17 protein-coding genes are annotated in these 19,927 nt (G+C 63.6%); 12 read left to right on the top strand and 5 right to left on the bottom strand.

Annotated features, from left to right (window positions below):
- Positions 1-147: 147 nt before the first annotated feature.
- A complete protein-coding gene (gene msrA / locus IB264_RS13630; RefSeq protein WP_038577286.1) occupies positions 148-825 on the top strand; it encodes a peptide-methionine (S)-S-oxide reductase MsrA in 678 nt (225 codons plus the stop codon).
- 43 nt (positions 826-868) lie between these two features.
- Here the strand turns inward: msrA and IB264_RS13625 are convergent, their stop codons facing one another.
- Positions 869-1,792 (bottom strand): alpha/beta hydrolase, encoded by a 924-nt coding sequence (locus tag IB264_RS13625; RefSeq protein WP_025427828.1) that lies wholly within the window; start codon positions 1,790-1,792, stop codon positions 869-871.
- Between the two features lie 160 nt (positions 1,793-1,952).
- Here IB264_RS13625 and IB264_RS13620 point away from each other — a divergent pair, with 160 nt between their 5' ends.
- From IB264_RS13620 to IB264_RS13575, 10 genes are all read left to right on the top strand, one after another.
- Positions 1,953-2,861: a LysR family transcriptional regulator gene (locus IB264_RS13620; RefSeq protein ID WP_025427829.1), complete on the top strand. Its 909-nt coding sequence runs from the start codon at positions 1,953-1,955 to the stop codon at positions 2,859-2,861.
- A 205-nt stretch (positions 2,862-3,066) separates the two neighbouring features.
- Entirely contained in the window at positions 3,067-4,227 is a 1,161-nt protein-coding gene (locus IB264_RS13615) for an ABC transporter substrate-binding protein (RefSeq protein WP_025427830.1), read from the top strand.
- Positions 4,228-4,417: 190 nt separating this feature from the next.
- A complete protein-coding gene (locus IB264_RS13610) occupies positions 4,418-5,416 on the top strand; it encodes an ABC transporter ATP-binding protein (RefSeq protein WP_025427831.1) in 999 nt (332 codons plus the stop codon).
- Complete coding sequence (locus tag IB264_RS13605; RefSeq protein WP_025427832.1) at positions 5,413-6,363, top strand: ABC transporter permease; 951 nt, start codon at positions 5,413-5,415, stop codon at positions 6,361-6,363. Before IB264_RS13610 ends, IB264_RS13605 begins: the two co-directional genes overlap by 4 nt.
- The gene (locus IB264_RS13600; RefSeq protein ID WP_025427833.1) at positions 6,353-7,168 is read left to right on the top strand and encodes an ABC transporter permease; all 816 of its coding nucleotides are present in this window, start codon (positions 6,353-6,355) and stop codon (positions 7,166-7,168) included. The genes IB264_RS13605 and IB264_RS13600 overlap by 11 nt, the downstream gene beginning before the upstream one ends.
- A 25-nt stretch (positions 7,169-7,193) precedes the next feature.
- Positions 7,194-8,621 carry a gamma-aminobutyraldehyde dehydrogenase gene (locus IB264_RS13595; protein ID WP_025427834.1) on the top strand — a complete coding sequence of 476 codons (1,428 nt, stop codon included), beginning with the start codon at positions 7,194-7,196 and terminating at the stop codon, positions 8,619-8,621.
- A 67-nt stretch (positions 8,622-8,688) separates the two neighbouring features.
- The gene (locus IB264_RS13590; RefSeq protein WP_025427835.1) at positions 8,689-9,180 is read left to right on the top strand and encodes an ester cyclase; all 492 of its coding nucleotides are present in this window, start codon (positions 8,689-8,691) and stop codon (positions 9,178-9,180) included.
- Between the two features lie 289 nt (positions 9,181-9,469).
- Positions 9,470-10,222 carry a siderophore-iron reductase FhuF gene (gene fhuF, locus IB264_RS13585; RefSeq protein ID WP_025427836.1) on the top strand — a complete coding sequence of 251 codons (753 nt, stop codon included), beginning with the start codon at positions 9,470-9,472 and terminating at the stop codon, positions 10,220-10,222.
- 2 nt (positions 10,223-10,224) lie between these two features.
- Positions 10,225-11,370 (top strand): ABC transporter substrate-binding protein, encoded by a 1,146-nt coding sequence (locus tag IB264_RS13580; protein ID WP_025427837.1) that lies wholly within the window; start codon positions 10,225-10,227, stop codon positions 11,368-11,370.
- 160 nt (positions 11,371-11,530) lie between these two features.
- Positions 11,531-12,052 (top strand): hypothetical protein, encoded by a 522-nt coding sequence (locus tag IB264_RS13575; RefSeq protein WP_025427838.1) that lies wholly within the window; start codon positions 11,531-11,533, stop codon positions 12,050-12,052.
- Positions 12,053-12,076: 24 nt separating this feature from the next.
- Here IB264_RS13575 and IB264_RS13570 read toward each other — a convergent pair whose 3' ends face one another.
- The gene (locus IB264_RS13570; RefSeq protein WP_025427839.1) at positions 12,077-12,661 is read right to left on the bottom strand and encodes a cysteine hydrolase family protein; all 585 of its coding nucleotides are present in this window, start codon (positions 12,659-12,661) and stop codon (positions 12,077-12,079) included.
- A 114-nt stretch (positions 12,662-12,775) separates the two neighbouring features.
- On the opposite strand from IB264_RS13570, the gene IB264_RS13565 reads away from it, so the two are divergent.
- Positions 12,776-13,219 (top strand): Lrp/AsnC family transcriptional regulator, encoded by a 444-nt coding sequence (locus IB264_RS13565; protein ID WP_225906328.1) that lies wholly within the window; start codon positions 12,776-12,778, stop codon positions 13,217-13,219.
- Between the two features lie 164 nt (positions 13,220-13,383).
- Here IB264_RS13565 and IB264_RS13560 read toward each other — a convergent pair whose 3' ends face one another.
- The 3 genes from IB264_RS13560 to IB264_RS13550 form a co-directional block, all read right to left on the bottom strand.
- A complete protein-coding gene (locus IB264_RS13560; RefSeq protein WP_192433704.1) occupies positions 13,384-14,670 on the bottom strand; it encodes an aromatic ring-hydroxylating dioxygenase subunit alpha in 1,287 nt (428 codons plus the stop codon).
- A 250-nt stretch (positions 14,671-14,920) separates the two neighbouring features.
- Positions 14,921-17,368, bottom strand: coding sequence for an FAD-dependent oxidoreductase (locus IB264_RS13555; RefSeq protein ID WP_025427842.1), 2,448 nt, complete (start codon positions 17,366-17,368; stop codon positions 14,921-14,923).
- Positions 17,365-19,812, bottom strand: a complete 2,448-nt coding sequence (locus IB264_RS13550) for an FAD-dependent oxidoreductase (RefSeq protein WP_025427843.1) — start codon at positions 19,810-19,812, stop codon at positions 17,365-17,367. Before IB264_RS13550 ends, IB264_RS13555 begins: the two co-directional genes overlap by 4 nt.
- Between the last annotated feature and the right edge of the window lie 115 nt (positions 19,813-19,927).

The following is a 19,927-nucleotide window of genomic DNA, read 5'->3' as shown; positions in this document are numbered from 1 at the left end:
GCACGCTCTTGCGATTTGCATTCGGCCGGGTCCGCGAAAAACATGGGTTCACACGGCCGCCGCCCGAACGCGGCAGAGGAAGCAACCATGTCTTCGACACGCAACATTCTGCCGTTCGCTCCGGCTATCAACCACCATCTCTGGCTGATGGCTCCGGCACTTGCCATCTGCGCCGCCCTTTCGATTGCGCCCTCAGCCCGCGCCGCCGAACCGGCCGTATCCATTCCCCCGCCGTCGCTGGATGAGAAAGCGGCCAGCGGTCCGGAAACGGCGGTATTTGCCGGCGGTTGTTTCTGGGGCGTCCAGGGCGTCTTCCAGCATGTGAAGGGCGTGACCAACGCTGTCTCGGGCTATGCCGGCGGCAGCCGCGACACGGCGTCCTATGAGGCGGTCAGCAATGGCGACACCGGCCACGCGGAATCGGTGGAAGTGACCTACGATCCGAGCCAGGTCAGCTACGGCAAGCTGTTGCAGATCTTCTTCTCCGTCGGCCACAACCCGACGCAGCTGAACTATCAGGGGCCGGATCACGGCACGCAGTATCGTTCGGCTCTGTTCGTTGCCACGCCGGAGCAGAAGAAGATCGCCGAGGCCTACGTCGCCGAGCTCGGAAAATCAGGCGTCTTTCCGACCGAGATCGTCACCGAGATCGCGCCGCTGAAGGGCTTCTATGTCGCGGAGGGCTACCATCAGGATTTCCTGACGCGCAACCCGACCTATCCCTACATCGTCTACAACGACATGCCGAAGATCGAGAGCCTGCGCAAACTGTTCCCGCAGAGCTTCCGCCCCAATCCGGTGCTGGTGTTCAAGGCGAAGAGCTAGCGCGTTTCCGCCCGCAATTGCGCTCCGGTGAAAACTGGAGCGTTCAGCCGGTTCCGACAAGCACCGCAATACCTTCGGCCAAGCGCCGAAAGCCTTCGCGCGCACCCTCACTCATGTGCCGTGCCCGCAGCCAGGCGTGGATCATCTGCGGCTCTTCGCGAAAGGTGACGTTGACGCCGGCCGTCGCAAGCCGCGCGGCATAGAGGCGCGCGTCATCGCGCAAGGGGTCGAAATAGGCACCAGCGATATAGGTCGGCGGTAAGCCGGAAAGATCCTTCTCCGCCAGCGGCACCGCAAACGGGTCGTCGGCCGGCGCCTGCAAAATCTTTCGGTAGTAGCTGGTATCGGCAGTCGTCAGTCCCGGCGCATCGGACATTTCGAGATAGGAACCGGAAGCCAGGTCACCGCCGAGGCCAGGATAGATCAGCGCCTGCCCGACGATACCAGACACCCCGTCCGCCCGGGCCTTCAACACGATGCCTGCGGTCAGGTTCCCGCCGGCACTGTCGCCGACGACCACCACCGGTCGGCCATCGGCCACCAGGAAATTCAAGACCGCGTAGCAATCCTCGAAGGCGGCTGGCCAGACGTGGTCGGGCGCCAGCCGATAATCAACCGACACCAGTTCTGCCCTTGCGAAATCGGCAAGCTCGGCGCAGATGGCGTCATGGCTGTCGAGCGAGCCGACGACCCAACCGCCGCCGTGAATGTAGTAGATTCGGGTGTCGGTCGAAACGCTCGCCGGCCGATAGCGCCGGATCGGGATCCGGCCGTCGACAAGCTCGTCCTCGCGCGTCAGCCCCGCCGGCGACGGCGCGTCGAACTCTGCGCAGAGCGCATCGTACCATTTGCGCTGCTGTTCGATCGACGCATCGACCGCATCGGCGGGATAGAATTCTTCGCAGCGCCGGTGAAAGGCGAGGATGCCCTCCTCCGTCGGCATCGGTTTCGATACAGCCTGATCCAAAGTCCGCCTCCCTGATCTCTCCGGCGGAAGTCTAGCAGCAGGCCGCCGGTCTTCTATCCGGAAACCGACATAACCGGACAAATCCCGCCGCAGTTGCGTTGTCGGGGACGATCTCTTGGCAGCGCTTGCAAGCGCGCCTCCACAACGATTAACTGCACGGATGGCCTTCACCTTCAGACAGTTGCAGTATTTCGTCGCCGTTGCCGAGCAAGGCTCGATCACGCGGGCGGCGCAGAACCTCTCGATCTCGCAATCCTCGATCACCGAGGCGATCAAGGAGCTTGAAGGGGACCTCGGCGTCGAGCTGTTCGACCGGCATCCGCGCGGTCTTTCGATCACCCACAACGGCCATCAGTTCCTGCGGCATGCGACCAAGATCCTCTCCGATGTCTCCGACGCCCGGCGCAGTTTTTCCGACAGCCGCGAGGAAACCGGCGGCAAGCTCAATCTCGGCGTCACCTCGCTGGTTGCCGGTTACGTCCTCTCCGACCTGCTCGCTCGCTATCGCCGCGCCTGTCCCGGCGTCGATGTCAGTGCCATCGAGGACAACGGCTCATATCTCGAACACCTGCTGATCGGCGGCGAACTCGACGTTGCCGTCATGGTCATTTCCAACCTGCGCGACCGCATGGCGCTGCAGGCTGAGATTCTCGAAACCTCGCCCTATCGCCTCTGGCTGCCGATCGGCCATCCGCTTGTCAGCGCCGACATCATCTCGATCAGCGATATCGCCAAGGAGCCGCTGATCATGCTGACGGTGGATGAAATCGAGGAGAACACCGGCAAGCTGCTGTCGGCGCTCGGCGCCCGCCCGCATGTCGCCTTCCGCACCCGCTCGGTCGAAGCGGTGCGCAGCCTGGTGGCGACTGGCGCCGGCATCGCGCTCCTGCCCGATCTCGTCTACCGCCCCTGGTCGCTTGAAGGCGACCGCATCGAGAGCCGCGACGTCTCCGGCGCCCTGCCCGTCGTCCAGGTCGGCATGGTCTGGCGCAAGGGCTCCAGCCTGCCGCAATCGGCCCGCGATTTCGTCGGCATAGCCGAAGCGCTTCGCAGCGCCCGGCCGCGCTAAAAATCCCGGTGCGATCCAGAACCACGAGTAAAATCATGTAGCTACTCGGCATTTGCCGGGCACGTTGGAGCCTTGACACGGCCCTGATATCGGTAAAACCGATAGCGGCATTCTGATTAATGAATTTGCGAATGCGGAGAAATCAAGGCACGTTTCAATCTGGGAACGAAGCCGTAAAATGCGGCTCAAAATTGGGAGAATTCAGATGAAGCAGATCCTGAAATCCTGCACCGCGCTGACGTTGTCGCTCGGCCTCGTGGCGCCCGCCTTGGCGCAGGAGCCGCTGAAGGAACTGGGCAAGGGCGAAGGCGAACTGTCGATCGTCGCCTGGGCTGGCTACATCGAGCGCGGCGAGACCGACAAGAACTACGACTGGGTCACCGATTTCGAAAAGCAGACCGGCTGCAAGGTCAGCGTCAAGACGGCCGCGACCTCCGACGAAATGGTGGCGCTGATGAACGAAGGCGGCTTCGACCTCGTCACCGCCTCGGGCGACGCCTCGATGCGGCTCGTCGCCGGCAAGCGCGTCCAGCCGATCAACACCGATCTCATCCCCAGCTGGAAGACGATCGACGAGCGCATGCAGAACGCGCCCTGGCACACGGTCAACGGCGTTCACTACGGCACTCCCTATGTCTGGGGTCCGAACGTGCTGATGTACAACAAGGATGCCTTCAAGGGCGAAGCGCCGAAGAGCTGGAACGTCGTCTTCGAGGAAATGAACCTGCCCGACGGCAAGTCCAACAAGGGCCGTGTCCAGGCCTATGACGGCCCGATCCATGTCGCCGACGCCGCCAACTACCTGATCAAGCACAAGCCCGAGCTCGGCATCAAGGATCCCTACGAACTCAACGAAGACCAGTACAAGGCAGCGCTCGATCTGCTGCGCACCCAGCGCACGCTCGTCGGCCGCTACTGGCACGATGCGATGATCCAGATCGACGACTTCAAGAACGAAGGCGTCGTCGCCTCCGGCTCCTGGCCGTTCCAGGTCAACCTGATGGAAGCCGAAAAGCTGCCGATCGCCTCAACCATCCCGGAAGAAGGGGTCACCGGATGGGCTGACACCACCATGCTGCACGCCGAAAGCGCCCATCCGAACTGCGCCTATATGTGGATGGAGCATTCGCTGTCGCCAAAGGTCCAGGGCGACGTCTCTGCCTGGTTCGGCGCCAACCCGTCCGTCGGCGCAGCCTGCAAGGGCAATGACCTTCTGACCGACGCCGGCTGCAAGACCAACGGCTACGAGGACTTCGACAAGGTCAAGTTCTGGAAGACGCCGGTGACGAAATGCGCAAGCCAGGGCGAATGTGTGCCTTACCACCGCTGGGTCTCCGACTACATCGGCGTTATCGGCGGTCGCTGAGCCGCCACGACCATATCGCAAGCATCGCCCCTCACCCTGACCCTCTCCCCGCACGCGGGGAGAGGGAACGCCCCCGGCAAACCCGCCGGGTGAGCTTTGGGCGAGACGCCAACCGCACGTTCCCTTCTCCCCCCGAGCGGGGAGAAGGTTGCGGCAGCGGGATGAGGGGCTGGAATCCTGGAGCAATTTGATGTCCACCGCCGTTCTTTTCGACAATGTTTCCCGCCACTTCGGCGCCGTACGCGCGGTCGATGGTGTGGACCTCGAAGTCGCCGAGGGCGAGTTCTTCGCCATGCTCGGCCCCTCGGGCTCGGGCAAGACCACCTGCCTGAGGCTGATGGCCGGCTTTGAACAGCCGACAGGCGGTCATATCGAAATCTTCGGCGAAACCGCGGAGGGCGTGCCGCCCTATCGCCGCAGCGTCAACACCGTGTTCCAGGACTATGCGCTGTTCCCGCATCTCTCGATCCTCGACAACGTTGCCTACGGGCTGATGGTCAAGGGCGTCGGCCGCGAGGAGCGCCGCAAGGCGGCGGCAGATGCGCTCGCCATGGTCAAGCTGCCGGACTATGGCAGCCGCCGCCCCGGCCAGCTCTCGGGTGGCCAGCGTCAGCGCGTGGCGCTCGCCCGCGCGCTGGTGAACAAGCCCAAGGTGCTTTTGCTCGACGAGCCGCTCGGCGCGCTCGACCTGAAGCTGCGCGAGCAGATGCAGGAGGAACTGAAGACCCTGCAAAAATCGCTCGGCATCACCTTCGTCTTCGTCACCCACGATCAGGGCGAAGCGCTGTCGATGGCCGACCGCATCGCCGTCTTCAACGACGGCCGCATCCAGCAGCTCGGCAGCCCAGAAGAAGTCTACAAGCAGCCGAAGACACGCTTCGTCGCCGATTTCGTCGGCTCGTCAAACGTCTTGCCGGCAAAGCTGTGCCAGAGGCTGGGCGTCAGATCCTCCTATGCCAGCCTTCGCCCCGAGGCGATCGCGCTGTCGGCCCCGCGCGAAGGCGCGCTCAGCCTCAACGGCACCGTGTCGGCCCATAGTTTCCTCGGCGCGGTCAACCGCGTCGTCGTCGACGTCGAAGGCGCGCGCATCGCGGTTGCAAGCCCCGCCTCGCTCGCCGTCCCGCAAATCGGCAGCCCCGTCACTATCAGCTTTGCCGCCGACGAACTGCACCCGATGGAGGACGCATGACCGCCGTCGCTGAAAATCTCGCAGTCCCGGATCGCCGCGGCCCGACCGGCCGGCTCTCGGACTTCTTCTGGAAGCACCCGCATGTGCTGCTTGTCGTCATGCTGGCGCCGCCGCTCTTATGGCTCGGCGTCGTCTATGTCGGCTCGCTCTTTGCTCTCCTGCTGCAGAGCTTCTTCTCGATCGACGACTTCTCCGGCCTGATCAATTACGAGTTCACCTTCGCCACCTACCGCCAGCTGCTGAGCGAAACCAATCTCGACATCATCCTGCGCACCGTATCAATGGCGGCAATCGTGACGCTCGCCTCGGCGCTCATCGCCTTCCCGATCGCCTATTACGCGGCGCGCTACGCGCAGGGAAAATGGAAGGTGCTGTTCTATCTCGGCGTCATGCTGCCGCTCTGGTCGAGCTACCTGGTCAAGATCTATGCCTGGAAGCTGATCCTGGCCAAGGAAGGCATCGTCACCTGGTTCCTCGCGAAGCTGCATCTTCTGTGGGTGCTCGATGCCTGGCTCTCGCTTCCCGTCGTCGGGGGCAACTCGCTCTCGGTCAGCTACACCGGCACCTTCATCGTCTTCGTCTATGTCTGGATGCCGTTCATGATCCTGCCGATCCAGGCAGCGCTGGAGCGCGTGCCGACCAACCTGATCGAGGCCTCCTCCGATCTCGGCGGCACGCCGGCCCAGACCTTTCGCCACGTGCTCTTCCCGCTGGCGCTGCCGGGCATCGTCGCCGGCTCGATCTTCACCTTCTCGCTGACGCTCGGCGATTACATCATTCCGCAGATCATCGGCTCCTCCCGGCTGTTCATCGGTCAGGCGGTCTATGCCCAGCAGGGCACTGCCGGCAACATTCCGCTTGCCGCCGCCTTTACCGTGGTGCCGATCGTCATCATGGGCGCCTATCTCTGGATGGCCAAACGCATGGGGGCCTTCGATGCGCTCTGACCGCCTCAACCGCTCGCCCCTCGGACTGAAGATCGCAGCTGCCGCCGGCCTCGCCTTCATGCATGTGCCAATCCTGCTGATCTTCCTCTATGCCTTCACCACGGAGGAAAAGAGCTACCAGTTCCCGCCGCCGGGGCTGACGACACAATGGTTTGCGGTTGCCTGGAACCGGCCGGATGTCTGGGCGGCGCTGACGCTCTCGGTCAAGGTCGCCTCGATCGCGACCGCGGTCGCCCTGGTGCTCGGCACGCTCTGTGCCGCCGCCGTCAGCCAGACCCGCTTCTTCGGCCGCGAGACGATCTCGCTGCTGGTCATCCTGCCGATCGCGCTGCCCGGCATCATCACCGGCATCGCGCTGCGCTCGGCCTTTTCCATGGCGGAGATGCCATTCTCCTTCTGGACGATCGTGCTCGGTCACGCGACCTTCTGCATCGTCGTCGTCTACAACAATGCGGTGGCCCGTTTCCGCCGCATATCGGGCTCGCTGATCGAAGCCTCGATGGACCTGGGTGCCGACGGCTTCCAGACCTTCCGCCACATCATCCTGCCGAACATCGGCACCGCACTTCTTGCCGGCGGCATGCTCGCCTTCGCGCTGTCCTTCGACGAGGTGATCGTCACCACCTTCACCGCCGGCCAGCAGTCGACGCTGCCGATCTGGATGCTCGAAGAACTCATCCGCCCGCGCCAGCGACCGGTGACCAACGTGGTCGCCATGATCGTGGTGCTGGTCACTTTCCTGCCGATCCTCGGCGCCTACTACCTGACCCGCGACGGCGACCAGATCGCCGGTGCCGGCAAGTGAACTCGACTTTCAAGGGAGAACAGACATGGACACCCAGCTTTTGATCGGATCGCGCTTCGAAGCCGGAACCGAGGCCGAAGAGCATATCCTGAACCCGCGCACCGGCGGAAAGATCATCGACCTCGCCGAAGCCTCGCACATTCAGGTCGAGGCGGCGGTGAGCGCGGCAGAACGCGCCTTCGTCTCCTGGTCGATGACGACACCCGGCGAACGCTCCGGTTACCTGCTCAGGATCGCCGACGCGATCGAAAAGCACGCCGACGATTTCGCAGCCCTTGAAGCGCTCAACTGCGGCAAGCCGATCAATGCGGTGAAGAACGACGAACTGCCGGCGATCGTCGATTGCTGGCGCTTCTTTGCCGGCGCCATCCGCAATCTGCACGCGCCGACATCGGGCGAGTATCTGCCGGGGCATACCTCCATGGTTCGTCGCGATCCGGTTGGCATCGTCGGCTCGATCGCGCCCTGGAACTACCCGCTGATGATGATGGCGTGGAAACTGGCACCGGCGATTGCCGGCGGCAACACCGTCGTTTTCAAGCCGTCCGAACAGACGCCTTTGACGGCGCTGAAGCTCGCCCGTCTGCTCGCCGACATCCTGCCGGAAGGCGTGGTCAACGTTGTCACGGGCCGCGGCGAAACCGTCGGCAACGCGCTGATCAACCACCCGAAGATCGCGATGGTCTCGATCACCGGCGACATCGCCACCGGCAAGAAGGTGCTGACGGCCGCCGCCAAGACGGTGAAGCGCACGCATCTGGAGCTCGGCGGCAAGGCCCCTGTCATCGTCTATGACGACGCCGACCTCGAAGCCGTCGTCAACGGCATCCGCACCTTCGGCTATTACAATGCCGGCCAGGACTGCACCGCCGCCTGCCGCATCTATGCCGAAGCCGGCATCTACGAAAAGCTCGTCGCCGACCTGAGTTCGGCCGTCTCCACCATCCGTTACAATCTCGCCGACGACACCGAAAACGAGATCGGCCCGCTGATCTCGCGGCGCCAACGTGATCGCGTCGCAAGCTTCGTCGAACGTGCGGCCGACCAGAAGCATATCGAGATCACCACCGGCGGTGCTCCTGGCAGCGCCGACGGTTTCTTCTTCCAGCCGACGGTGATTGCCGGCGCGACGCAGGAAGACGAGATCGTCCGTCGCGAGGTGTTCGGCCCTGTCGTCTCGGTCACCCGCTTCACCGGCAAGGACGATGCCGTCGGCTGGGCCAACGACAGCGATTATGGCCTCGCCTCTTCGGTCTGGACGAAGGACATCTCCAAGGCGATGAAGGCCGCCTCGCGCCTGCAATATGGCTGCACCTGGATCAACACCCACTTCATGCTGACCAACGAGATGCCGCATGGCGGCGTCAAGCAGTCGGGCTATGGCAAGGACATGTCGGTCTATGCGCTCGAGGACTACACTGCTGTCCGTCACATCATGATCAACCACGGCTGACGCCGGCAGGACGTTGGCCGCGGTGCGGACAAAGCATGCAAACGAAGATAAACGGGAGGAAAATGCCATGTATCGCCGTCAACTGCTTGCTGCTGCAGGTGCATTGGGTCTGAGCACACTTCTTCTGGCGCCCGCCGGCCTCGCCGCCGACGCGGCGCCTGATGTCGTCGGTGCCTATGTCGCAGCGTGGAATGCCCATGACTCGAGCAAGGCCGCATCCTATTTCGCCGACGACGTCACCTATTACGACGCGTCCGTCGGCAAGCCTGTCACCGGCAAGGATGCCGCCAAGACCGGTGTCATCGACAATTTCCTGAATGCGGTTCCCGACGCCGTCTGGACCATGAAAGGCGACCCCATCGCCGCCGGCGACAAGGTCTCCTTCGAATGGGAATTCTCCGGCACCAACTCAGGCGCCTGGGCCGATGGCACGGCCGCGACCGGCAAGAGCTTCAAGTTCACCGGCGCCTCGGTCTTCACGGTCAAGGACGGCAAGATCGCCACTCAAAGCGACTATTACGACGCGCTCGGCTTCTACAAGCAGCTCGGCCTGATGTAGGCGGCCGTCGAGCCCGCGGCACCGGCCCTTCAGTAGCCGCAAGCCCGAGCTTGCGGCTGTCTCGCGCCTCGCCCGCGCATTAAAACATGCGGACAAAACTCATAAAATAACTTGCACAACGAATAAACATGAGTAACACGATCATCTTATGAATGTCTGACCCGTTCAGAAGGTGTCGCATGGTTGCAAGATGGCGTCTGTCCGCCCCCGCATTTGTGTTCGCGACGGCTCCGCGCGGCAGGCCTCGCAACGGCAGTGGGCCGGCCACGGGCCACACGCGGGTGCCCCAATGACTGCCGTATCCGAAGCGATCATGGAGACAGGCGCCCCCAAGGTTCTGTCTGCTGCCTTTTCCGGCCCGCACGCCTGGTGCAACGAAAAGATGGTGCTGTCGGACGATCTTTCCGACGGCATGGTCCTGCCCGAGTTCTTCGCCTCCGGCGCCTTCGACCGCGCCCTCGACACCTACGCTGAAAGGTCCGGCGGCACCGACCGCCGCGCGATCGCCTCCATGTGGTCGCTCTACTACTTCTCGGCGCTCACCATCCCCTATCTCGTTGCTCGCGTGCTCGACCATCAGGTGTTGCCGGTCGCCTTCAACCGCATGAAGGTGGCGCTGGCAGAAGATGGCCTGCCCCGCGCCTTTGGCGTCGCCGATGCCGGTAACTGGCAGGCGGGCGATGACGACGACGTGTTTGCCACCCTGGCGCCGCTGATGGGCGAGCACCTGCGCGAAGTGGTCGGCTACCTCAAGTCGAGTGGCGGCATCGCGCCGAAACTCGCCTGGAACAACGCGCTGGTTTACATCGACTATGCCCTGCGCGCCGCCGGCGTCGAGCCGCTTCATGCCCAGGCCGAAGCCCTCATCGGCAGCAGATCCCTGCCCGACGGCTCGCCCAACCCCTTCTTCGATTGCCTGCGTCACGAGGAAGAGGACGGTGCGCGGGTGTGCCGGCGCAAGATCTGCTGCCTGCGCTATCTGCTGCCGGGGGTCCGCAGCTGCGGCAGCCTCTGCGCCCTTCCCACCCAACGGAAACAGTAGTTTTGCTTCTCCTATCGCGATCCACGGTCCGGGCCTTGCTGGCCATCTTCGTCACCACCACGCTTTTCGCCACTGGCGCCCGGGCCGAAAACCGATGGCCGCTGACGGTGAAGGACGCGGCCGGGCGCGAGGTGACGTTAGCGGAAAGGCCAAAAGCCATCCTGCTTGGCAGCGGCTTCAACCTGGTCGCGCTTTCGCTCATTCATCCGGACCCCGTCAGCCTGCTGGCCGGCTGGTCCGGAGACATGAAGGGCGACAACCCTGAGATCTACGAGAGCTTTCGCAAAAAATTTCCTGCAATCGCCGACGTGCCGCTGATCGACGACGGCGGCACCGGCGCCGCACTGTCTTTCGAAACGCTGCTGACGCTGAAGGCCGACCTCGCGATCCTCGCCAACTGGCAGGCCGACACCGAGCCGGGCCAGCGCGCCATCGACTATCTCACCAGCACCGGCGTGCCGGTCATCGTCGTCGACTTCAACAGCGATCCCCTGAAGAGCACGCCGGATATGATGCGGCTCCTTGGGCGTATCTTCGAACGCGACGAGCAGGCCGAAGCCTTCGCACGCTACTACGAAGACAAGCTGGCGCTGATCCGCTCCCGTGTCGCCGCCAAGCCCGAACCGCGCCCAACCGTGCTGATGGATGCGTTTCCCAAGCCTGACCGTTGCTGCTGGGCCTATGGCGTCGGTGGGCTCGGCGAATTCCTGACGATCGCCGGCGGCCGCAACATCGCCGAAGGCGCGCTGCCGCGCGTCGGCGGCACCGTCAATGCAGAAGCGGTGATGGCGGCAAACCCCGACGTCTACATCGCCACCTCTTCGCCCGGCGGCACCTATAGCGGCTTCTCCATCGGTCCCGGCGTTGCCAGGCAAGAGGCGCAGCAGACCTTGGCTGCGGCCGTCGCAACGCCGGCGCTATCGAGCGTTGCGGCGGTCGAGAACGGCCGCGTCCATGGCGTCTGGAACTTCTTCAACGCCATCCCGCTCAATATTGTCGCTGCCGAAGCCTTCGCCCACTGGCTGCGGCCCGACATCTTCGCCGATCTCGACCCGGAAAAGAGCCTCGCCGACATCAACGAACGCTTCGCAGCCGTTCCTTTCGAGGGCACCTATACCGTCAGCCTTGGGGCCGTTACGCCCCGGTAGAAGCGCCCAAAAGCCCGCAACATTTGCAATCGCCGCAAGGGGTTGACGAAATCGCTCGCCGTTCAATCCACCAAATGTCGCAAGCGTGACCTTCGACCAGAGCCACGCGATGTTGCCACCCGCTCCTCACACTATATAAGGGTCGACGAGGAGGAGCTTCATGCTTTGGTTGGTAGCGTTGGTTGGCGTGGCGATCGTGTATCTGGCGGCGCGTTTCAGCCGCTTTCGCCGGTGGGCCGAGCCCATCCTCTCGGTCGCAGTGGCGATCGCCCTGCTCTCTGCCTTCGTCGTCTGGATCAGCGACCGCGGCGAGCGCAAGGCTGCAGCACCTGAGCCGGTGGCGACGGCCCCGGCGGCTCCGGCCGCCCAGAACATCAGCCTCGACGGCATGACGTTCGAACAAAGCCAGCCGGAGCGCAGCTTCCGCCTGCGCGGCACCGTCAGCAACAATGGCGCAACACCGCTCGAATATTTCCGGCTTTCCGTGACGCTCGAAGACTGCCCGCAGGACGCATGCGCGAAGATCGGCGACGACTCAGCCCTGGTTCTCGCCCGCGTGCCCGTCGGCCAGGCAAGGCCTTTCGAGACTTTCCTCACTTTCCCGAGCCGAGAGGGCGAAAGCCTGACGACGCCGAAATGGACCTACCAGGTGCTGGAAGTCCGCGGCGCCGCCAGCCGATAAGCCACTGCACGCGTTGCGGCGTCCTTACGCTGCCGACGCCGGCCGCATGGCCGAAATGATTGCCGCCGTGGTCGTCACCTCCGCGAATTCCGCCCGCAGCGTTGCGACATGGGCACGGTGGATGTCCCGCGCCGGGATCATGTCGCCGTCGCCATCCGGCTGGTCGAAGCAGTCGCAGGCATCTTCCACCAGGACCACCCGGTAACCGAGATTGGCGCCGACCCGCACCGAGGTCGAAACACACATATCAGTCGAGATGCCGAAGAGGACGATCGTATCAACGCCGAGCCGGCGCAGGCGAAGATCGAGATCGGTGCCGATGAAGGCGGCGTTGACGCTCTTGTTGACGAGCGGTTCGTCGCCAACGGGCTCGAAGCCCGGGCGCGGCGCGTTGCCAGACGCACCCGGCCTCAAGGTCGAGCCCGGCGCGACGCTGTCGTGCCGCACATGGATGATCGGCCGGCCGGCCGCGCGCCAGGCGGCAAGCAAGGCGCGGCCGTTGTTGTCAACGTCCCCGTTCCAGCGTGGCGGCCAGGGAGCGGCATCAAATGCCTGCTGCATGTCGATCGGGATGAGGACGGCATTGTCGGGAAGTCTCGGAATGGTCATGGCTAACGCTCCTTGATTGCCTCGGGAAGCTAGCCGTCCTATCGTCCGGTTTCACTGGACATGATGGCGGAAGACCGGACGATTGTCCGGCAAAATGACCAAGGGGACGACACATTGACCGAACTTGATGAAAAGGACCGGCTGCTGGTGGCCGCCCTGCGGCAGGATTCGCGCCAGAGCCTGGTGGCGCTTGCCCGCCATGCCGGCTTGTCACGCAGCGCCGCCCATGAACGTCTGCGCCGGCTCGAAACCAAGGGCGTCATCGCCGGCTATACGATCCGCATCGGCATCGAGGACAAGGCGCCGGTCGTGCGCGCGCTGATCGCGATATCCTTCCAGCCCGGTAAGAACTGCGACCACATCGTACCGCATCTCGCCGGCATGCCGCCGGTCGTCAGCTGCTGGTCGCTCGCCGGAGAGACCGACCTGATGCTGCTGGTCGAATGCGCTTCGAACGGCGATCTTGACACCATCCGTCGGCAGATCTCGTTGATATCGGGCGTCGCCACCGTGCAGACCCATGTGGCGCTGCGCACCCATTTCGATAGGCGTGACTGATCGCGCTGCGCCGATAGACGATGCCTGGCGTTGTTTCGGCCTCCATGCCGCAACTGAGACCACGGATACCTACCTCATTCCTGTGCTCGTCACAGGAATCTAGCGACGGCGCGTCCGCGCCGTCAGTGACATTCTTCGTCACATCAGGCGTTTTCAGAATTCTTTCACACCGCCGACGCGGCGCTGCTGGATCCCTGTGACAAGAACAGGGATGATGGTTGCGAAGGCCGGCTGATCTCGTCGAGATACCAGTTGATGTAGCGCAGCTCGTTCTGCTCCATCGGCGCGATCGGGCCCGGCACGAAATAATGCGAGCGCACGCCGCGCGAGGTGTGCTCGATGATCGCCTTGTCCTCATCGGTCGTGACCTTCCACAGCCAGGTGAGCTTTTCGAGGTCGTAGTCCTGCCCCTCCTCGGCCTTGCCGTCGACAAGCCAGATCAGCTCCATTTCGCAGGTGCCCGCCGTCTTCGGAATGAAGCGGTAGATCATGCCGTGATCGGGATAGCAGACGAGGAAGGTCGTGCCGCCGAGGTGGATGGAGGTGACGCCGCCGTCGAAATCGCTGAACCGGCCCATCAGGGTGCTAAGCGGCTGGCCGTCCTTGCTGCCGGTCTTGACGCCGTCATAGAGCGCATAGCGGAAGGCATGCACCGTCTCCTTGCCGCCGGCGGAACTCTGCCAGTGATCGCCGGAACCGACCTCGATGCCGAGAGCGCAGGTGCGCGCCTCCATCTTGGCGTTCAGCTCCTCGATCATGTGCAACGGCTGTTCGAGCGCGTGCGTCTCGGAATACTCAGGATGCGCCGGGCCGCAATGGTAGCACTCGACATAGTTCTCGACCGCGAGCTTCCAGTTGGCGTCGACAGGATAGGACTGCCGGTGCGCGACCTTGGCCTCGGCCCAGCCATATTGGCCGCAGGTGGCATGCAGCAGGTTCTCGACCTCGGTGAAATCGAGCGGCTGTTCGGCAAAGGAGATGAAGATCAGCCCCTCGACGACGCGCACATGAAGCTTCTTCAGCCCATGGTCCTCACGCTTGAAATCCTTCGGCATCAGCCGCGCCGCCTTCAGCGCACCGTCATTGCCGTAGGTCCAGGCGTGGTAGCGACAGACGAAGGCGCGGGCGTTGCCCTTTTCCTTGGTGCAGACCTCGGCGCCGCGATGGCGACAGACGTTCAGCATCGCATGGATCGCGCCCGTGGCCGTGCGGGTGACGATCACCTGCTCGGCGGCCATGCGAAAGACTTCGAAGTCATTGGGGTTGGGGATCACGCTTTCATGCGCGACGCAGTGCCAATGGCGGCGAAACACCCGGTCGAGATCACGCTCGTAGATATCCTCGTCGTGGTAGAAGGCCCGCACCAGCCCATGGCCCGGCCGATGCGCAGCGACCAGCTGATCGATGCGGTCGCCCGCGACAGTCGTATTGGAAAGGTCCGATGCGAACATGGCCCTGAACTCCTGAAAGAAGAACCGGAAGAACCGCGTCCCGGCGCGCGCATGCTAAATTTGCCTTGATGTACGAGGCTGCCCCTCACCCCCACCCTCTCCCTGCACGCGGGGGAGAGGGAGAGCGCTCCACCCGCACCTCAACCGCGCCCTTACTCAGGCACGGCGGTCGCCACACGTCTCCTTCTCCCCGTCAAACGGGGAGAAGGTGGCCGGCAGGCCGGATGAGGGGCAGCCTCAAACGCCGTCGTTACATCCTCACCCGCTCGGAACGCGGATCGTACATCGCCTTCAGCGACGCCTCCGCCTTCACCCGCGTGCCGGCGATCTCGATCTCGAAGCTGGAGCCGAGCACGTCGGCGTCGCTTTCGCCTTCCGACGGCACATAACCAAGGCCGATGGCACCGCCGAGATGGTGGCCGTAGTTGCCCGAGGTGATGGTGCCGACGATCTGGCCGTCGCGCACGATCGCTTCGTTGTGGAAGAGCAAAGGCTCGGGATCGGCCAGCCGGAATTGCACCAGCCGGCGCGAAAGCCCGCGATTGTGCTTGGCCAGCACCGCCTCGCGACCGATGAAATCGCCCTTGTCGGGTTTCACCGCAAAACCGAGCCCGGCTTCGAGCACATGGTCCTCGTCGGTGATATCGTGGCCGAAATGGCGGAAGGCCTTTTCGATACGGCAGCTGTCGAGCGTGTGGATGCCGCAGAGTTTCAGCCCGACATCCTGCCCCGCCTCCTCCAGCGCCTCGAACACATGCGCCGTCTGGTCGGTCGAGACGTAGAGCTCCCAGCCGAGTTCGCCGACATAGGTGACGCGGTGGGCGCGGGCGAGCCCCATGCCGATCTCGATTTCGCGCGCCGTGCCGAAGGGATGCGCCGCATTCGAGAAATCGTTCGGGCTCACCTTCTGCATCAGTTCGCGCGCCTTCGGCCCCATGACGCAGAGCACGCTTTCGCCGGCACCGACATCGGTGATGACGACGAACTCGTCGCGCACATGCTTGCGCAGCCAAGCAAGATCACGTTGAAGCGTGGCGCCCGGAACGACGAGCAGGAACGCGGTTTCAGAAAGGCGCGTGACCGTGAGGTCGCTTTCGATGCCACCACGGCCGTTGAGCATCTGGGTGTAGACGATACGGCCGGCCTCGACATTCATCTCGTTGGCGCAAAGCCGCTGCAGGAAGGAAAGCGCATCGCGCCCCTCCACCCGGATCTTGCCGAAGGAGGTCATGTCGAACAGGCCGACGCCGTTGCGAACCGCCAGATGTTCGGACTTCTGGTTCTCGAACCAGTTCTGCCGTTTCCAGGAGTAGCGGTATTCGCGCTCCTGGCCGTCATTCGCAAACCAGTTGGCTCGCTCCCAGCCGGCCACTTCGCCGAAGACCGCGCCACGCGCCTTCAGATGCTCGTGCAGCGGCGAGCGGCGCACGCCACGCGCCGTCGCCATCTGGCGATAGGGGAAATGGTCGGCATAGAGCAGCCCCAGCGTCTCAGAGACCCGATCCTTGAGGTAAGCGCGGTTCTTCTGGAAGGGCTGTGCCCGGCGGATATCGACCTCCCAGAGATCGAAGGGCGGCTCGCCGTCGTTCATCCATTGGGCGAGCGCCATGCCGGCGCCGCCTGACGATACGATGCCGATCGAGTTGTAGCCGGCCGCGACCCAATAGCCTTTCACTTCCGGCGCCTCGCCGAGATAGTAGCGGTCGTCCGGCGTAAAGCTTTCCGGCCCATTGAAGAAGGTATGGATGCCCGCCGTCTCCAGCATCGGCATGCGGTTGACGGCCATTTCGAGGATCGGCGAGAAATGGTCGAAATCGTCTGGCAACTGGTCGAAGCAAAAATCCTCACGGATACCGTCCATGCCCCAGGGTTTGGCCTTCAGCTCGAAGGCGCCGACCAGCATCTTGCCGGCATCCTCCTTGTAGTAAGTGCATTCATCCGGCACGCGCAGCACCGGCAGGCGCTTGAGGCCGGGGATCGCCTCGGTGACGATGTAGAAGTGCTCGCAGGCATGCAGCGGCACGGTGACGCCGGATTGTCGCGCGAACTCCCTGCCCCACATGCCGGCGCAGTTGACGACGTTGTCGGTTTCGATCGTATAGCTTTCGCCGTTCTGCTCGCAGGTCACGCCCGTTACCCGGCCGTCCTTCTTCAGAACCGCGGTCACCTTGACGCCCTCGATGATCGTCGCGCCGTTCTGCCGCGCACCCTTGGCGAGCGCCATGGCGATGTTGGCCGGGTCGCACTGGCCGTCGAGCGGCAGATGCACCGCCGCCTTCACATCCGAGGTGTTGAGATGCGGATACATCGCCTTGACTTCGTCAGGCGTGATTTCACGCACATCGACGTTGAAGGCGCGCGCCAGCGAAGCCTGGCGGTAGATCTCCTCCTTGCGTTCTTCCGTCAGCGCCACGGTGATCGAACCGTTCTGGCGCATGCCGGTGGAGATGCCGGTTTCGGCCTCCAGCTTGACGTAGAGGTCGGCGGAATATTTTGCCAGCCGCGTCATGTTCTGCGAGGCGCGTAGCTGGCCGATCAGGCCGGCCGCATGCCAGGTCGTGCCCGACGTCAGCTGCTTGCGTTCGAGCAGCACCACGTCGGTCCAGCCGAGCTTGGCGAGTTGATAGGCGACCGAACAGCCGGAGACGCCGCCACCGATGATGACTGCCCGGGCTTTCGAGGGAATCGGCTTGGTCATGCGCGCAGTCTTTCATTGGAGGGATCCCAGAGCGGCTGGTCGGCCTCGACGGTCGCCTTGAAGCGGTCGCCGAAGATCTCGACCTCGATCTCGTTGCCGGGCACGGCGAGATCGGCGCGCAGCATGCCGAGCGCAATCGACTTGCCGACGCGGTAGCCCCAGTTGCCCGAGGTCGTTTCGCCCACCACCTGGCCGTCCGACCAGAGCGTCGACATATACGGCGCGTCGCAGCCGTCGGCGGCGACTGTCAAAGTGACGAAACGTTTGCTGACACCCTGCTGCTTTTCGCGCTCCAGCGCCGCCTTGCCTTTGAAGCCGGGCTTTGCCCAGTCGACGAAGCGCTCCAGCCCGCCCTGCAGGATGGTGTAATCGGTGGAAAGGTCGCCCTTCCAGGCGCGGTAGCCCTTCTCGATGCGCAGGCTGTCGAGCGCCTCCATGCCGAAGGGTTTCAGGCCATGTTTCTCTCCGGCAGCCCAGACGGCATCGAAGATCGCGGCGGTATCGTCCACCTTGGTGTGGATCTCCCAGCCGAGTTCACCGGCAAAGGATACCCGCACCAACTGGCAGTAGCGCCCGGCAATCTGCGCTGTCTGGTGCGTGAGCCAGCCCTTGGCGAGATCCGCATCGCTGACATCGGCAAGGATGTCGCGCGATTTCGGCCCGGTGAGGATCTGGCAGCTAAACTGCGTGGTGACATCGTCAAGCGTGAACGCGGCATCGGCGGGCCGATGTTTCTGCAGCCATTCGAGATCGTGCCACTGCGCCGTTGCCGCCGTGATCAGGACGAAGAAATCCTCGTCCAGCATCATCACCGACATTTCGGTGACGATGCGGCCCTTGTCGTCGGAGAAATAGGCAAGGCCGATGCGGCCCGGCTTCGGCACCCGGCCGGTGATCAGGCCCGAGAGCCATTCGGTCGCGCCCTTGCCCTTGATCCGGAAGCGCGAGAACCCCGGCAGGTCGAGGATGCCGGCGGCATCGCGCACGGCGAGACACTCTTCCTCGATGCGCTTGGCCCACGGCCCCGCCCGCCCCCAGGTCTGCGTTGCCTCTTCGGAGGTGTCGTCACCTGATTTGGCGTACCACATCGCCCGTTCCCAGCCGTTATAGGGCTTGAATTGCGCGCCGAGTGCCTGGATCCGGTCGTGGATCGGCGACAGCTTCTTGCCGCGACCCGCCGCCCAATAGTGCTTCGGAAAATGCATCGCGTACTCGTGGCCGTAGATCTCCATGCCCTTGGCGATGCAATAGTCCTGGTCGGTATAGTCGGTGTACCGGCGTGGATCGCAGGACCACATGTCCCATTCCGTCTGGCCCTCGGTGATCCACTCAGCCAGCACCTTGCCGGCGCCGCCGGCCTGGCAGATGCCGAAGGTGAAGACGCAGGCCTCAAACGCGTTCGGCACGCCGGGCATCGGCCCGATCAGCGGATTGCCGTCGGGCGCATAGGGGATCGGGCCGTTGATGATCCGCGACAGCCCCGCGGTCCCAAGGATCGGCACGCGCTCGACAGCGTCGTTCAGATACCATTCCAGCCGATCGAGATCGTCAGGGAAGAGCTGGAACGAAAAGTCCTCGGGCATCGGATCGTCTGATGTCGTCCAGTGTGCCCGGCAGTTACGCTCATAGGGCCCGAGGTTCATGCCGTTCTTCTCCTGGCGGAGATAATAGGAGCTGTCGACATCGCGCAAGAGCGGCAGCTTGTGTCCGACCTCCTTCGACCAGGCGGCCAGTTCCGGGATCTCGTCGAACAGCACGTACTGATGGCTCATCACCATCATCGGCACGTCGCGGCCGAACATCTTGCCGACCTCGCGGGCATAGTAGCCGGCGGCGTTGACGACGTATTCGCAGCGGATTTCGCCCTGCGGCGTCGAGATCACCCATTCGTCGTTTTCGCGGCGCGCCGCCGTAACGGGACAGAAGCGGATGATCTTTGCGCCCATGTCGCGCGCGCCCTTGGCCAGCGCCTGCGTCAGCTGCGCCGGGTCGATGTCGCCGTCATAGGGGTCGTAGAGCGCACCGGTCAGCTCGTGCGTTTCGAGGAACGGATAACGGCTGCGCATCTCGTCGGGCGTCAGGATGTCGAGGTCCATGCCCTGGTAGCGACCCATGCCGACGACACGCTTGAACTCCTGCAGCCGCTCCTTCGAGTGGCCGAGCCTTATCGAGCCGGTGACGTGGTAGTTCATCGGATAATCGACGAGCGCACCGAGATCGCGGTAGAGCGAGGCGGAATAGCGCTGCATGTTCATGATCGACCAGGACGACGAGAAGGTCGGCACGTTGCCGGCCGCATGCCAGGTCGATCCGGCCGTCAGCTCGTTCTTTTCCAGAAGCACGCAGTCGGTCCAGCCGGCCTTGGCAAGATGGTAGAGCGAGGAAGCGCCGATCGCTCCCCCACCGATGATCACGACACGCGCGTGAGACGGCAAATTCGACATGCACTGTTCCCTCGTTTTGCCGGAATTCTTGCCGTCGAAACGAGGCGCCATCAAGCGATGGAAACAGGCTTTATTGATCGAAGAATTCGATTAGATTGAGTGGAACTTCGAAACC

The sequence above is a fragment of the Ensifer sp. ENS11 genome (assembly GCF_014851895.1).
Lineage (GTDB): Bacteria > Pseudomonadota > Alphaproteobacteria > Rhizobiales > Rhizobiaceae > Ensifer > Ensifer canadensis.
The sequence above is the reverse complement of the archived record's forward strand: the minus strand, read 5'-3'. Positions and strand labels throughout refer to the sequence as shown.

Bases quoted from the DNA above. Each gene is read 5' to 3' on its own strand.
- msrA (WP_038577286.1), top strand. From the start codon at position 148: ATGGCTCCGGCACTTGCCATCTGCGCCGCCCTTTCGATTGCGCCCTCA.
- IB264_RS13620 (WP_025427829.1), top strand. From the start codon at position 1,953: ATGGCCTTCACCTTCAGACAGTTGCAGTATTTCGTCGCCGTTGCCGAG.
- IB264_RS13615 (WP_025427830.1), top strand. From the start codon at position 3,067: ATGAAGCAGATCCTGAAATCCTGCACCGCGCTGACGTTGTCGCTCGGC.
- IB264_RS13610 (WP_025427831.1), top strand. From the start codon at position 4,418: ATGTCCACCGCCGTTCTTTTCGACAATGTTTCCCGCCACTTCGGCGCC.
- IB264_RS13605 (WP_025427832.1), top strand. From the start codon at position 5,413: ATGACCGCCGTCGCTGAAAATCTCGCAGTCCCGGATCGCCGCGGCCCG.
- IB264_RS13600 (WP_025427833.1), top strand. From the start codon at position 6,353: ATGCGCTCTGACCGCCTCAACCGCTCGCCCCTCGGACTGAAGATCGCA.
- IB264_RS13595 (WP_025427834.1), top strand. From the start codon at position 7,194: ATGGACACCCAGCTTTTGATCGGATCGCGCTTCGAAGCCGGAACCGAG.
- IB264_RS13590 (WP_025427835.1), top strand. From the start codon at position 8,689: ATGTATCGCCGTCAACTGCTTGCTGCTGCAGGTGCATTGGGTCTGAGC.
- fhuF (WP_025427836.1), top strand. From the start codon at position 9,470: ATGACTGCCGTATCCGAAGCGATCATGGAGACAGGCGCCCCCAAGGTT.
- IB264_RS13575 (WP_025427838.1), top strand. From the start codon at position 11,531: ATGCTTTGGTTGGTAGCGTTGGTTGGCGTGGCGATCGTGTATCTGGCG.
- IB264_RS13570 (WP_025427839.1), bottom strand. From the start codon at position 12,661: ATGACCATTCCGAGACTTCCCGACAATGCCGTCCTCATCCCGATCGAC.
- IB264_RS13560 (WP_192433704.1), bottom strand. From the start codon at position 14,670: ATGTTCGCATCGGACCTTTCCAATACGACTGTCGCGGGCGACCGCATC.
- IB264_RS13555 (WP_025427842.1), bottom strand. From the start codon at position 17,368: ATGACCAAGCCGATTCCCTCGAAAGCCCGGGCAGTCATCATCGGTGGC.
- IB264_RS13550 (WP_025427843.1), bottom strand. From the start codon at position 19,812: ATGTCGAATTTGCCGTCTCACGCGCGTGTCGTGATCATCGGTGGGGGA.